This window comes from Microvirga antarctica, from assembly GCF_017921815.1.
Classification (GTDB): Bacteria; Pseudomonadota; Alphaproteobacteria; order Rhizobiales; family Beijerinckiaceae; genus Microvirga; species Microvirga antarctica.
In genome coordinates this window covers 806,960-819,449 of the sequence record NZ_JAGEMM010000001.1, presented here as the reverse complement: position 1 = coordinate 819,449, position 12,490 = coordinate 806,960, and the positions used below count along the sequence as shown (strand labels likewise).

Annotated in this window: 11 protein-coding genes; 6 read left to right on the top strand and 5 right to left on the bottom strand. The window is 62.6% G+C overall.

Going from position 1 to position 12,490, the window contains the following annotated elements:
- Positions 1-565 precede the first annotated feature (565 nt).
- A complete protein-coding gene (locus J4G32_RS04015) occupies positions 566-973 on the top strand; it encodes a response regulator (RefSeq protein WP_343232583.1) in 408 nt (135 codons plus the stop codon).
- On the opposite strand, the gene J4G32_RS22065 is transcribed toward J4G32_RS04015, so the two are convergent.
- On the bottom strand, positions 974-2,854 hold the full coding sequence (locus J4G32_RS22065; RefSeq protein ID WP_210484694.1) for a PAS domain-containing protein: 1,881 nt from the start codon (positions 2,852-2,854) through the stop codon (positions 974-976).
- Between the two features lie 208 nt (positions 2,855-3,062).
- Between J4G32_RS22065 and J4G32_RS22165 the strand changes: the two genes are divergently transcribed.
- The gene (locus J4G32_RS22165) at positions 3,063-3,434 is read left to right on the top strand and encodes a DUF982 domain-containing protein (protein WP_425515492.1); all 372 of its coding nucleotides are present in this window, start codon (positions 3,063-3,065) and stop codon (positions 3,432-3,434) included.
- Positions 3,435-3,560: 126 nt separating this feature from the next.
- Here the strand turns inward: J4G32_RS22165 and J4G32_RS04000 are convergent, their stop codons facing one another.
- Entirely contained in the window at positions 3,561-4,922 is a 1,362-nt protein-coding gene (locus tag J4G32_RS04000; protein WP_210484690.1) for a calcium-binding protein, read from the bottom strand.
- 245 nt (positions 4,923-5,167) lie between these two features.
- Here J4G32_RS04000 and J4G32_RS03995 point away from each other — a divergent pair, with 245 nt between their 5' ends.
- The 4 genes from J4G32_RS03995 to J4G32_RS03980 all read left to right on the top strand — a co-directional run bounded on the left by J4G32_RS03995 (position 5,168) and on the right by J4G32_RS03980 (position 8,682).
- Complete coding sequence (locus J4G32_RS03995) at positions 5,168-6,346, top strand: YihY/virulence factor BrkB family protein (protein ID WP_210484688.1); 1,179 nt, start codon at positions 5,168-5,170, stop codon at positions 6,344-6,346.
- Between the two features lie 113 nt (positions 6,347-6,459).
- Positions 6,460-7,764: a flavin monoamine oxidase family protein gene (locus J4G32_RS03990; RefSeq protein ID WP_210484686.1), complete on the top strand. Its 1,305-nt coding sequence runs from the start codon at positions 6,460-6,462 to the stop codon at positions 7,762-7,764.
- A 125-nt stretch (positions 7,765-7,889) separates the two neighbouring features.
- A complete protein-coding gene (locus J4G32_RS03985) occupies positions 7,890-8,210 on the top strand; it encodes a 2Fe-2S iron-sulfur cluster-binding protein (protein ID WP_210484684.1) in 321 nt (106 codons plus the stop codon).
- Positions 8,211-8,256: 46 nt separating this feature from the next.
- On the top strand, positions 8,257-8,682 hold the full coding sequence (locus J4G32_RS03980; RefSeq protein WP_210484682.1) for a universal stress protein: 426 nt from the start codon (positions 8,257-8,259) through the stop codon (positions 8,680-8,682).
- On the opposite strand, the gene J4G32_RS03975 is transcribed toward J4G32_RS03980, so the two are convergent.
- The 3 genes from J4G32_RS03975 to J4G32_RS03965 all read right to left on the bottom strand — a co-directional run bounded on the left by J4G32_RS03975 (position 8,683) and on the right by J4G32_RS03965 (position 12,482).
- Complete coding sequence (locus tag J4G32_RS03975; RefSeq protein ID WP_210484680.1) at positions 8,683-9,252, bottom strand: hypothetical protein; 570 nt, start codon at positions 9,250-9,252, stop codon at positions 8,683-8,685.
- Between the two features lie 89 nt (positions 9,253-9,341).
- Positions 9,342-10,517 carry a vWA domain-containing protein gene (locus tag J4G32_RS03970; RefSeq protein WP_210484678.1) on the bottom strand — a complete coding sequence of 392 codons (1,176 nt, stop codon included), beginning with the start codon at positions 10,515-10,517 and terminating at the stop codon, positions 9,342-9,344.
- Between the two features lie 87 nt (positions 10,518-10,604).
- Positions 10,605-12,482: a cation:proton antiporter domain-containing protein gene (locus J4G32_RS03965; protein WP_210484676.1), complete on the bottom strand. Its 1,878-nt coding sequence runs from the start codon at positions 12,480-12,482 to the stop codon at positions 10,605-10,607.
- Positions 12,483-12,490: the final 8 nt, after the last annotated feature.

The window sequence follows — 12,490 nt, the reverse complement described above, 5'->3', positions numbered from 1 at the left end:
GACGAGCGTCCAGTCGTACGTCTTCTGAGACGCGACCTTGACAGGCTCTCTCGCCGCTGGGACGGACGTGTGCCGCAAGACGGTGTGCGGCGCCTCGCCTCGACCTGCAAGCTCGACAAAGAAGACGGCAGGGCTCAGCGACAACGCCACAAGCGTGGCGGTGAGACAAAGTCTGCGCCGCTGTGTGCGCTTTGCGCGGCGGCCTAACGGAAAGCGATACTGCACCACGGTGAACTCTACGCAACATCAACCGCGTACGGCGCGACCCGACCCATCGGCGTCGGATGCAAGCCCCGGAGTGATCGAGGCCGCCGCACAAACAAAACACATGCACTCGGCTCCATGTAGCGCTGGCTTGGTTAAATTTGGGATAATCAACCGGCGCCGCTCTCCTGCGCACCACCTGCCGCCGAGATCCGCGACCTGTTTGCGTTGGAAAAACCGAGAAGCGTGCGCTTGATGCGGGACACAAGGCACCTGTTGTGAAAGGATTGGGGTGGGAACCGATCGGACGGTTGTCCGTTGAACGGCCCTAGCCCGAACCCCAATCTGCCAGGTGAGGTCAGTGTCAGCACGGATTATGATTGTCGAAGACGAGATGCTGGTCGCGCTCGAGCTTGAGGCATTGCTCGAAGATCTGGGCCACAGCCCTGTGGGTATCGCCGCTGATTCTGCCGGCGCATTCGCCCTTCTCGAAAACCGTCCTGATATCGCTCTGGTGGACCTCAATCTGCGGGATGGGCCGACTGGGCCTGAAGTGGGGGAGCGACTGGCGCGCGACTATGGGATGACGGTGCTGTTCATGACGGCCAATCCGCGCATGCTGGGAGACGGCATCGCTGGAACAGTGGGCGTTCTCACCAAGCCTTGTGACCCAAAAGCCGTCGAAGCCGCGGTAAACTACGCCCTCAGACGTACGCCGTCGCCGCCCTCATGTCTTCGGGTGTTCCGCAACGATCGACGGTTCGGTTAGTCAAGCGCGGCGCAGGCTTGTCTCCGGACAGGTCATCTCCACCACCAGCCCGGTCGCAAGCCAATGGCGCGTGATCTTGCCCGCCAGATGATTTTCGACACTGACACCCGAGAGACGCGTTCCGAAACCGGTTCTCTCCGGTATTCCCTCCACAGGGGGGCCACCCGTTTCCACCCATGTGATGCTCAGACGCCCAGCGTCGCTCTGACTCGAAATTGTCACCAGACCGTCCGCTGACGACAGCGCGCCGTATTTTGAAGCATTGGTAGCGAGTTCATGGAAGATCAGGGCCAATGGCGTGGCCGATCGGTCATCGATCGCGATGTCGTCACCGGTCACAACAAGACGCCCCTCGTCCATCGCCGGATAGGGCCTCAGGATCTCGCGCAGGATCGCATGCAGCGTTGTTTCGCCTGCCACCGGCATAGAAATTTCGCTGTGCGGACGAGCGAAATCGTGGGCACGCCCCAACGCGGATAGCCGCTCCTGCAGATCCATTGCGAATTTCTTCGACTCAGGCGCGCGTCGTGCCGACAATCCGATCAGGCTATGGATGATCGCGAAGATATTCTTGATCCGGTGACTGAGTTCGTGGCTCAGCAGAGTGGTGTATTCGGCCTGTTCTTTCGAATCGTGGATATCCGTGCAGGTGCCGAACCAGCGGGTAATCTGTCCGGCGTCGTCCCTGATGGGAAGGGCGCGACCGAGCGTCCAGCGATAGAGGCCGGTATGATGACGGAGACGGTATTCGATTTCGTAAGTGTCGCCGGTTGCAAGTGAGTGCCGCCAGCGTTCCCAGGCCGCCTCCTGATCGTCAGGATGAAAGAGCCCGTTCCAGCCTTCCCCGTCTGTGGTCCCCGCCGGGACGCCCGTGAACGCGTACCAGCGTGCGTTGTAGTAATCATGGTGGCCGTCAGGGCGCGTTGACCACACCATCTGCGGCATGGTGTCGGCGATTGCCCGGAATTTGGCTTCGCTTTCCCGCAGTTCCAACTCGCGCTCGACGCGCGCAGTCTCCGCTCTGATTTGCTCCGTGACGTCGCTGCCCTCGATGAAGATCCCGCTGACCTCGCCGCTGGCTCCCAAGATTGGCTGATAGACAAAATTGAGATAGGACGTCTGTGGATCGCCACCGTCCTCCGGCTGGAACAGGAACGGCACATTGCGTCCAGTGTAAGGGCGGCCCGACGCAAAGACGTCGTCGAGCAGGTCATGGAAGCCCTGGTGACTCCATTCGGGGAACGCGCTGCGGGCGCTTTTGCCGATAATGTCACGTCGGCCGACGACTTCCAGATACGCCTCATTCGTCATCTCGAATGTATGGTCAGGGCCGCGCAACACACACATGAAGCTCGGAGCGTTCTTGAACAGCTGCCGCAGATTCTCGACTTCCACAGCAGACGCTGTCTGCGCTTCGCGAACCAGTCGCTCGACTGTCGCATCAGCAAGCTTGACGTCAGAAATATCGCGCGAGATCGACAGCAGGTGTCCCGGACGTCCGTCCTCGCCCATGATCGGAAGGACCTGAACGTCCCAGAATTTCTGGTCTCCCCTCGCGGTTGCCGCTTTGCCGAGAAATCGCGCTCGCTGCCCATCTCTGGCCTTCAGAACGGCGTCCTTGGCCACCGCGTGCCCCTCGTCTTGCCAGAAGTCCGGCCAGGGACAGTTCTTGAGACGATCAAAATCGTCGACTTCCATCACACGTTTGCCGCCCTCGCTCATGAAGAGGAGGTTTCCGTCCAGATCGAGAATTTTGATGCAGTCGTTGCTTGCCGAAAGGATGGTGGCGAGCAGGGCGCTGTTGTTGACCAAATTCGGGTCTGCCGACGACAGTTCTGTATTCATCCCGTCTGCCGCTGCAGCGCCAAGGATATCGACCATTGGGTCTCCAAGACTAAAAAATCGACCAACATTGATACAGCGCACAACGCGGCTTGCGGCCTTTTAGCTATGTGCCGAGAACGAAGAAATCAAGGCGGCTTCGAGGCGACGCCGCATGCCTCCGCGCATGCTCGAAGCGGCAATTAGGTGTCTTGCACATTATAATATAGCGTATAATGCCGAATGCTTTGGTTCGGAGCTGTGAGATTTGTCGCGCAAACGGGAACGGTCGTCCTCTCTCGTCGTTGACAGGTCATGTGGCCCCCCTCTCCATTGCACTTTTTCCTGCTCGCAAGATTGGTTGTGCCATCCTTTGCCTGACAGTCGTTTGACGTTCGAGAATGCCATCACGCTTGTTACAAGCCGCGGTGTGGCGAGAGAAGTGCGGTGCATCGCATGTGCCGCCGATATCCTGCTCCGTGAATGGCCTCAGGCCCATAAACACACCGCCGTCTATCAGTTCGCCGTACGCGCGTGCAGGGATCCTTCGACGGGGGAGATTTCTTCCGACGTGGCACGGATCGCTTTTCTCGCAGCGGCTCTGGACGCCGGGATTCTCCGAACGGAACTTCTGGTCTAACAAACTCTCGCGAGAGAGTGACGATCTGTCTGAACGCAAGCGCGATCCGGCGCTCGCGCGCCAGATCGCGTCGTTCTAGAGAAGCATCCCGCGTGCGCGCGTGCTGCGCACGCGGGAGGACCAGAATTAAAGGACGAAGTCGCCAGCCGTCATGGCTCTCACATAGCCGGAGAGCACGAGCGTGAAATCTGCTGACAGATCCGAATTCGCGTTGGCCTCCACGATCGTGTTGCCATGGCCGTCGAGTTCGAACCGGACCTGGCCTGCACCCGTGAAATCAGCCGTCCCGATGAACGTGAAATGCTGGTTGCCCGCGCGACCGGTATTGGCGTCGATTGCGGCGAGATCGATCACATCGCGTGTGTCGAAATCGAGGATTCGATCGGGGGCGGTTGGTCCGCTCTCGTATGTTTTGCGGAATTCGAAAACGTCGCTCCCGGCCCCACCGAGAAGCACATCGGACCCGGTGCTGCCTCGCAGGATATCGTTCCCCGCATCGCCTCGCAGGGTGTCGTTCCCGCCGGCGCCGACGAGGTTGTCATCTCCTGCGCCGCCACGGATAGCGTCGTCTCCAGCGGCACTCGTGAGGACGTTGTCGCCCGCATTGCCATAGAGCTGGTTTGCCAGTCCATTTCCTCTGCCTGTCAGATCGAGGTCGCCTTTGAGGAGAAGCCTCTCGACCCCGGCCAGCTCAGCGCGACCGGCGAGGTTGAAGCTGATGGTGCTCTGGATCATGTCGATCCCGCCGGAAACGTTGGTGCTCTCCTCGAACACGCGGTCGCCCGCATTGTCGACCCGATAGGTGTCGTCGCCCAGGCCGCCATGCATCAAGTCGGCGCCAATGCCGCCATCGAGAAGGTCGTTGCCTGCTCCGCCGATCAGCTTGTCGTTGCCCCATTCGCCAAACAGCTTGTCGTTGCCGGCGTTGCCGTCGAGACGATCATTGCCGACGCCGCCATAGATAACGTCGTCGAAAGCCCCGCCCACCAACCGATCGTTGACGAAGACCGCATCGACACGATTATAGAGCGGGACATCCTCGGGACCCACGCCCCTGGGAAGGTGGGACGCAAGATCAATACCCACCGTGTGAAGCGCGGACGCCACCGTGGTGTTGCTGTTCACATCGCCACCCGCATCCACATCGAGCGCCTCCACTCCGTAGAGCAACCGCGCACTTCCGATGTTCAGGGTGTGCTGGACCATGACGTCCCAGACCTGATCGGCGTCGCGTCCATCAAGGTCGAGGACGGTCCGATGCCGTTGTGCCGGCGTCGCCGATCCGCGATCGTCCGGTGAACCCTCAAGATCGACGTCCGCGAGCGTGACGAGCCTATCGCTGGACCCTAGTCCACCCCGGATCAGCTTCTCCTCGATCACGTCGCCGGATGCGTCTGTGGTCGTCTTGACGAGGTAGAGGTGGTCGAACGGAGTGGTCACTCCGAACAGCACGACGGGTTTCGATTCAATGGCAATGACTGTCGGCAAGGCCGCGTCCTCCGGATATCAGTTTTCAGGTGTCGCTGTTCAACTGAAGCTGACGTCGATGGTTCCCCAAGGGAATGGCCCATCGTGATCTGCAGGCGGACGTCGCAGGCGATTCAGCTATCTGCCTCGCCGTAGCCGACCGACCGGGACGGTCGACGGTGGTCTATCTCTGGGACATCGCAGGGGCGCCCGCGTCGGAACCTGGACCCTTCTGGACGGTTGGTGAGTGCCGATGGGGGAATGCGATGACCATAGACGCCACTGAGCGGGGAGAGGGCGATCCCGGATCCCGCTCGTTGATTGGAACCGTCGGGTCCGCCCTCGTGGGACTTGCCATCCTCAAACTGGTGGGCAGAGCAAGCCCGGCGGCAGTTCCCCGCATGCCCCCTCACGGGGATGAGCATCCGGGGAATGACCCGGTCGATCGCGGCTTCTCCGAAAAGGAGCACGCACCCGTTGATGTCGCCGAGAAAGAGCATGGCCGGGGGCGGCGTGCACGCAGTCCGCAGCACATTCCCCTCAAGGGTTGGAAGGACATTCTTCTGCGGACCTATGAGGAGTTCGGGCAGGACCGGGTAATGTCCGTCGCGGCAGGCGTGACTTACTACGCGCTTCTCGCCATCTTTCCCGCAGTGGCGGCCTTTGTGTCGCTTTACGGCTTGTTCGCCGACACCACGACAATCCACGAACATCTCAACGTTCTGGCGGGCGTTCTGCCAGGCGGCGCTCTCGAGATCATCGGCGAACAGGTCAAGCGCATTTCATCCAAGGGCAGCGGAACGCTCGGCGTGAGCTTCGTGATCAGCCTCGCGATCGCCCTGTGGAGCGCCAATGCCGGAATGAAGGCCATTTTCGATGCCCTCAACATCGTCTATGACGAAGAGGAGAAGCGAAGTTTCATCAAGCTCAACGCACTGTCGTTGAGTTTCACCGCCGGCGCGATCGCCTTTCTCGCAGTGGCAGTCGGCGCAATCGTCGTGCTGCCGATCATCCTCGGCTATATCGGTCTCGGCAGCGGTCTCGAATGGCTCTTGTCCCTCGCGCGCTGGCCGATCCTGCTGATCTGTGTGGTGATCGGGCTTGCCGTGCTCTACCGATACGGTCCGAGCCGGGATTCTGCAAAGTGGCGATGGGTGACTCCGGGCGGCCTCGGAGCGGCGTTCCTGTGGCTTCTGGTTTCCGTGCTGTTCTCCTGGTATGTCGCGAGTTTCGGCAGTTATAACGAAACCTACGGCTCGCTGGGTGCGGTCATCGGCTTCATGACCTGGATCTGGGCCTCGGCCATCGTCATTCTGCTGGGTGCCGAGATCAATGCCGAAACCGAACATCAGACTCTTGAGGACACCACGCGCGGTCCCACGATGCCGATGGGGTCGCGCGGCGCCCAGATGGCCGACACGGTCGGTGTGAGCAAGGCTTCGTGACCAGGAGGCTCGGCAGGCAGGCCTTCAATTTGCCCTTGTGACGTGCTTCCTCCCTTGCCGGGGGGCCTGGGCGGCGAGATATGTGCGCCAACTGATTTCGGGAGACTGAGATAATGCCGATGACGCGCCGCACGGCATTGGCTGCCATGGCCTCGCTGGCGACGATCAGGCCGTCGCGCGCCAGTGATGTCGATGTCCTCATCGTCGGCGCCGGTGCCGCTGGTCTTGCGGCTGCCAAACGCCTTCGCGCCAGCGGTTTCTCGTTCATGGTCATCGAGTCCCGCGATCGTGTGGGGGGACGTGCCCACACGGATACATCGCTCGGGACGCCTTTCGACGCCGGGGCCCATTATGTTCACTGGGCGGAGCGGAATCCCTGGCGGGGCATCGCCACCAGCCTTCGGGTCCCCCTCGAGCAGGAACAGTTCGGCGGTGGATTCCGCATCTATCGGGGCGCCGTCCAACTCTCGGACGCGGAGCGCCGTCGCCGCCGCGACGCAAGCCGGGATATCGAGCGGCTGGTCGAATTGGGCGGCGAGGATCGCTCCTTCGCGGAGGCGGTGAACGGCAAGCCACTCGAATGGGCGGACGCTGCCAGCGGAATCACGTTGTTTTCGCTTGGCGAAGACCCCCAGCGGGTGTCGCTGGAGGATTACCGTCAGCTCTGGAGCGGCGACGACGATATCCCGGCGGGAGGCTACGGCGCGCTCGTCGCCCGTTACGGAGCTGATGTCCCCGTGAGCCTGAACACCCCCGTCACGCGGCTGACCTGGCGCGATGGGGTCGTGGCGGCCGAGACCGGTCGAGGAACGTTGCGGGCAAAGGCCGCCATCGTGACAGTTCCGGTCGGCGTGCTGAAATCCGGCTCGCTCGCCTTCACGCCGGGCTTGCCTGATGAGATTTTACAAGCCCTCGATGGCCTCGGCATGGGAGCGCTGACCAAAGTGGCGTTGCGGGTCGATCCGGTCCGGTTTCAGACCGTCAACGCCACCGATCTGTTTGACGCGGAGGCCGGCGGGGCGGCCATGAGTTTCGAATTGCTGCCCAATGGCCAGGATCTGGTGCTGGCCATGCTGGGGGGCGACCAGGCGCGGGCGCTTTGCAGGTCGGGAGAGCGGGAAGCCATCGCCTATGCCACTGACACCCTGGCGCGCATGCTGGGCGAAACCATTCGCAAGGGTGTGCTGGCGGGACGTCTCGCCGACTGGGTCACCGATCCCCACGCGCAAGGGTCTTATTCGGTGGCCAGGCCAGGCCACGCTTCGGCTCGGCAAGCCCTGCGGGCGTCGGTGGGCGACCTGATTTGGTTTGCCGGCGAGGCGAGTGCAGGCGGGGGTGCCATGACCGTGGGCGGGGCAACCCTCGATGGTGAACGCGCTGCAGTGTCCGTGGCGGAGCGTCTTGCTGCCCATCGGTGACGCCTGTTACGGGCGCGTCTGCCTCGGTCATGGAAAAGCGCTGCAAACTTGGCGCCGGAGGGCCGCGCTCTATCGTCTTCCGTCCAGGGATCGCTTAAATACGAGGCGACACCACGAGGCAGGCGATGATCAAGATTACCTATATCGATTCGTCCGGCACCTCCCGTGACGTCGAGGCCGAAGAGGGCTCGACCGTCATGGAAGCGGCCATTCGCAACGGCGTTCCGGGCATTGATGCGGAATGCGGGGGTGCCTGCTCCTGCGCAACCTGTCACGTCTATGTGGACGAGCAATGGTGCGAGATCGTCGGCCAGCCCCAGGCGATGGAAGAAGACATGCTCGATTTTGCCTACGACGTCAGGCCCAATTCGCGCCTCTCCTGCCAGATCCGCATCCGCCCCGAGCTTGACGGGCTTGTGGTTCAGACGCCGTCGCGGCAAGGTTGAACCCACGCGCCGTGCCGAAAGCCGGCGCTATTCGGAGACAATCACGATGTTCAAGACGATCCTGGTCCCCGTCGACCTCAGCGAACTGGAGGCCGCTCGGCCCGCCCTCGAGAAAGCTGCAGAGCTTGCTGTCGCGTCCGAGGGAACTCTGCGGCTGGTGTATGTCCGTTTCATCGTGCCCGTGACCTACATGGAATTCATGCCGCCGGCTTTCGACGAAGAGCAGAACGCCGATGCGGAGAAGAAGCTCGCTGACATTGCCGCCACCGTGAAGCTTCCTCCGGAACGCGTGTCAGCCGTCGTCCGCTTCGGGTCGATCTATAACGAGGTTCTTGACGAGGCCGAAAAGACCGGCGCCGACCTTGTGGTCATCGGCTCCCACCGGCCCAGCATGGCGACCTTTCTGCTGGGTTCGAATGCCTCGACCATCGTGCGTCACGCGAAGTGCTCGGTCCTCGTCGTCCGCATTTGATCAGTTTGCACGCGGCATCAATTCCTTCGGCGGATCTGCGGGATCGAAGGTCCGCGGCTTGTTGAGGCGCACCATAGGCTCGATCTGCCAGATTCCCACGACGGCGAACAATGCGCCAACCAGCGCAATGTTGGTGGCGCCGGTCTGAAACGCGCGCCAGATCAGGATCGCCATCGCGAGAAGCGACGCAATCCCGAGCGCCGACGTCATCAGCCACACAGGCCAGGGCTTTCCGGCGAGGAAGCGTGCATCGGGATTTGCGCGCGCCACGGCCGCGAACAGCGTGCGGGTGAAGGCGCGATATTCCGGACCCTGCTCCCGCGCCTCCACAAGGCCGCGCCAGTTCAGCGACGACAGGGTGAAGGTCTTGCCGTCCTTCATCAGGACCTTCGTGCGGAAGGCCTTCTGGGCAAAGCGCCCGGGATCGAAGGTGATGCGCACCTGGTCGACCGCACCGAGACGGACCTCGCTGACCTTGCGGCCCGAATCCACGATCAGTTTGTCGCCGTCGATCACGAAGGCAATCGGGCCGCCGACCGGTCGCGGGCTGTGTTCGTACGTGTTGCTCATGGGCGTTTCGATCCGGCGGTGGGGTGCGGGCGTCGCGAGCCCTCCCATAACATCGTTTCGTGTGCGGATAACCCGGGTTGGACGATTGCCTACCGGACGAGTTCGCGCATCGCCTGATCGATCCCCTCGAGGGTGAGCGGATACATCCGGTCCGACAGGAGCTGACGCAGGAGCGCGATCGATTGCGTGTGGCCCCACTGCGTTCTGGGCACCGGGTTGAGCATGACCACCTTCTGGAAATGCCCCAGCACCCGCTCGATCCAGACCTGGCCGGGCTCCTCGTTCCAATGCTCCACGGATCCCCCCGGCATGGTGATTTCATACGGGCTCATCGATGCGTCACTGACGATCACGACGCGGTAATCGGCCGGGTAGGTTCTGATCAGATCGACGGTCGGAAATATCTGGTCAAAGCGGCGGCGGTTCTCCTTCCACACGCCCTCATAGATGCAGTTGTGGAAGTAGAAGTGCTCGAAATGCTTGAACTCCAGGCGGGCAGCGGAGAACAGCTCCTCGGCGACCTGAATGTGCCAGTCCATCGACCCGCCTACGTCGAGAAACAGCAGCACCTTCACGGCGTTTCGGCGTTCGGGGCGAAGTTTCACGTCGAGATAACCCTTCTGGGCGGTCTCGTGAATGGTGCCCTCCAGGTCAAGTTCCTCGACCGCCCCGGAGCGGGCAAACTTGCGAAGGCGCCGCAATGCGACGCGCATGTTGCGCACGCCCAGCTCGACGGTGTCGTCGTAGTCCCGGAACTCGCGCTTGTCCCATACCTTCACCGCTCGGAAGTTGCGGTTTTTCTCCTGGCCGATCCGGAGGCCTTCCGGATGATAGCCGTCCGCCCCGAACGGCGACGTGCCGCCGGTGCCGATCCACTTGTTGCCGCCTTGATGCCGTTCCTTCTGCTCCGCCAACCGCTGCTTGAGCGTCTCGAGCAGCTTGTCCCACCCCAGCGCTTCGATCTCGCGCTTTTCCTCCTCCGACAGGTAGCGCTCTGCCATGCTTCTCAACCATTCCTCGGGGATCTCGGCCTCGGAGAGACCTTGCCCGAGGCTTTCGATCCCCTGAAAGGTCTTGCCGAAAACCTGGTCGAACCGGTCGAAATGCCGCTCGTCCTTCACCAGGCAGGCGCGGGCGAGGTAGTAGAAATCCTCGACCTTCTTGTCGGCGAGGTCGCGATCGAGCGCCTCCATAAGCATCAGGTACTCGCGCAGGGACACGGGAACCTTGGCGGCGCGAAGCGAGGTGAAAAAGGTGAGAAACATGCCGATCAGTGTCCCCGGTTGCGGTGCCGCGTCAAGGTCGTGCTTGCTGTAGCCGGGTCCAGTGTCTCGGGACGCGTCTTGCGCGCTTTAGGAATCGACCTGTGACTTCGTTTCGCCGGTCGACAGATCGTTCGACGGCGCGGAGGGCTCAGCACTTTTGCCGAGCGCATTTTTCCCCACCGTTCGGCGCGCGCGAAACTCCGTGCGGGCCGGGTCGCGTTTTGTGTTGCTGCTCTTGAGGATCGCCCTGAATTCATCGCGCCGCTCGTGGATCGAGGCAATCACCAGACCCATCGGGATGCCGATATCGGCCAGCACCGCTTCGCTCAGCTGGAGCGAGGCTTCGATGGTCTCCGGCACGGCATCGTCGACGCCGAGCTTGTAGAGCTCACCCGCGTGCTTGGCGTCGCGCGCTCTTGCCACGATGGTAATGTCGGCGCGCTCCTGCCGGGCGGCCGTCACCACCGCCTCGATGGAACCGCGCGTGTCGAGGGTGACGACGAGGGCCAGCGCCCGGTCGATGCCGCAGGCGCGCAGGAATTCGGGATGCGCAGCATTGCCGAAATAGACCGGGTCGCCGGCGCGGCGCTGATTGGCAACCACAGCGGGATTCATGTCGACGGCGAGATACGGCACCTTGTGACGGGCGAGCATTTCAGCGACCAGCCGCCCGACACGCCCGTAACCTGCGATGACGACACGGCCCGCCTCGTCCGGCGGGGGCGCGATCGCGAGAAGCGGGTCGGGGACCTGGCGTTTGGCGAGCCGCCGGCTGAGCTTGCGGGCAAGGCGCGCGAGCAGCGGGATCGTGATCATGGTGAGCGTGGTGACAATGAGTAAGTTCTGGCCGATCCCGGACGGGACCAGGCCACCGGCAATCGCCCCACCCAGGATGACGAGCGCAAATTCCCCCGCGGGCCCGAGCAGCAGCCCACTCTCCGCCGATTCCGCAAGCGTCAGGCCGAACGGGCGTCCGAGCCCAACGACGATGACGGCCTTGACGGCGATCACGGCGGTTGCGGCCGACAGGACCAGCAGGGGCGCGTCGAACAGGTGAAACAGGTCGAGCTTCATGCCGACCGACGCGAAGAACACGCCCAGCAGCAGCCCTTTGAACGGCTGGATGGTCACGTCAACGGCGCGGCGATACTCGGTTTCCGACAGCAGAATGCCGGCGATGAACGCGCCCAGCGCCATGGAGAGGCCGCTCACGGCCGCGATCAGGCTGGTGACGATGACCACCAGCAGGCAGGCGGCCATGAAGACCTCCGGGCTCTTGGCCGCGGATGCCAGCTGAAAGAATGGACGCAGGATGATGCGCCCGAGGCCGACGAGAACGGCCAGCGCCACGGCGGCTTGCGAGAGCGCCCAGAGGAATGACGCGGTCGTCACCTCTGGCTGGCCCGTATCCAGCACCGCGAGGGTGAAGAGGATGGGCGCGACGGCGAGGTCCTGGAAAATCAGCGCCGAGAACGTCGCCCGGCCCGCCGGCGTGTTGAGCCGTTTCTGTTCGGCCATCACCGGAATCACGATGGCCGTCGAGGACAATGCGAAAGCAAGGCCGACAATGGCCGACCCCGTGATGGTGCCGACAAGCGGGAAGGCGAGGGCGCCCAGCGCCAGGCTGCAGACCAGCACCTGCAGCGACCCGAAGCCGAAAACGAGCCGGCGCAGCGTGCGAAGCCGCTGCCACGACAATTCGATGCCGATGGTAAAGAGCAGGAACACCACGCCGAACTCGGCCAGATGCGAGGTTTCTTCCTGATTGGTCAGCGTGAGCCAGTTGATCCACGGATGCTCGGCGGTGAGCCGCCCAAGTCCATAGGGTCCGAGCAATGCGCCGGCGCCAAGGAAGCCGAGAACCGGACTGATCTTCAGGCGGTGGAAGAGTGGAACGACGATGCCTGCCGTCGCGAGGAACAAAATGGGTTCCTGATAGGCGTACAGGTCGATCGCCGCTGCCATATGCTCCG

What these genes read in the sequence shown, in the direction of transcription:
- J4G32_RS22065 (WP_210484694.1), bottom strand. Translation starts at nt 2,854, where the DNA reads ATGGTCGATATCCTTGGCGCTGCAGCGGCAGACGGGATGAATACAGAA.
- J4G32_RS03995 (WP_210484688.1), top strand. Translation starts at nt 5,168, where the DNA reads ATGACCATAGACGCCACTGAGCGGGGAGAGGGCGATCCCGGATCCCGC.
- J4G32_RS03990 (WP_210484686.1), top strand. Translation starts at nt 6,460, where the DNA reads ATGCCGATGACGCGCCGCACGGCATTGGCTGCCATGGCCTCGCTGGCG.
- J4G32_RS03985 (WP_210484684.1), top strand. Translation starts at nt 7,890, where the DNA reads ATGATCAAGATTACCTATATCGATTCGTCCGGCACCTCCCGTGACGTC.
- J4G32_RS03980 (WP_210484682.1), top strand. Translation starts at nt 8,257, where the DNA reads ATGTTCAAGACGATCCTGGTCCCCGTCGACCTCAGCGAACTGGAGGCC.
- J4G32_RS03975 (WP_210484680.1), bottom strand. Translation starts at nt 9,252, where the DNA reads ATGAGCAACACGTACGAACACAGCCCGCGACCGGTCGGCGGCCCGATT.
- J4G32_RS03970 (WP_210484678.1), bottom strand. Translation starts at nt 10,517, where the DNA reads ATGTTTCTCACCTTTTTCACCTCGCTTCGCGCCGCCAAGGTTCCCGTG.
- J4G32_RS03965 (WP_210484676.1), bottom strand. Translation starts at nt 12,482, where the DNA reads ATGGCAGCGGCGATCGACCTGTACGCCTATCAGGAACCCATTTTGTTC.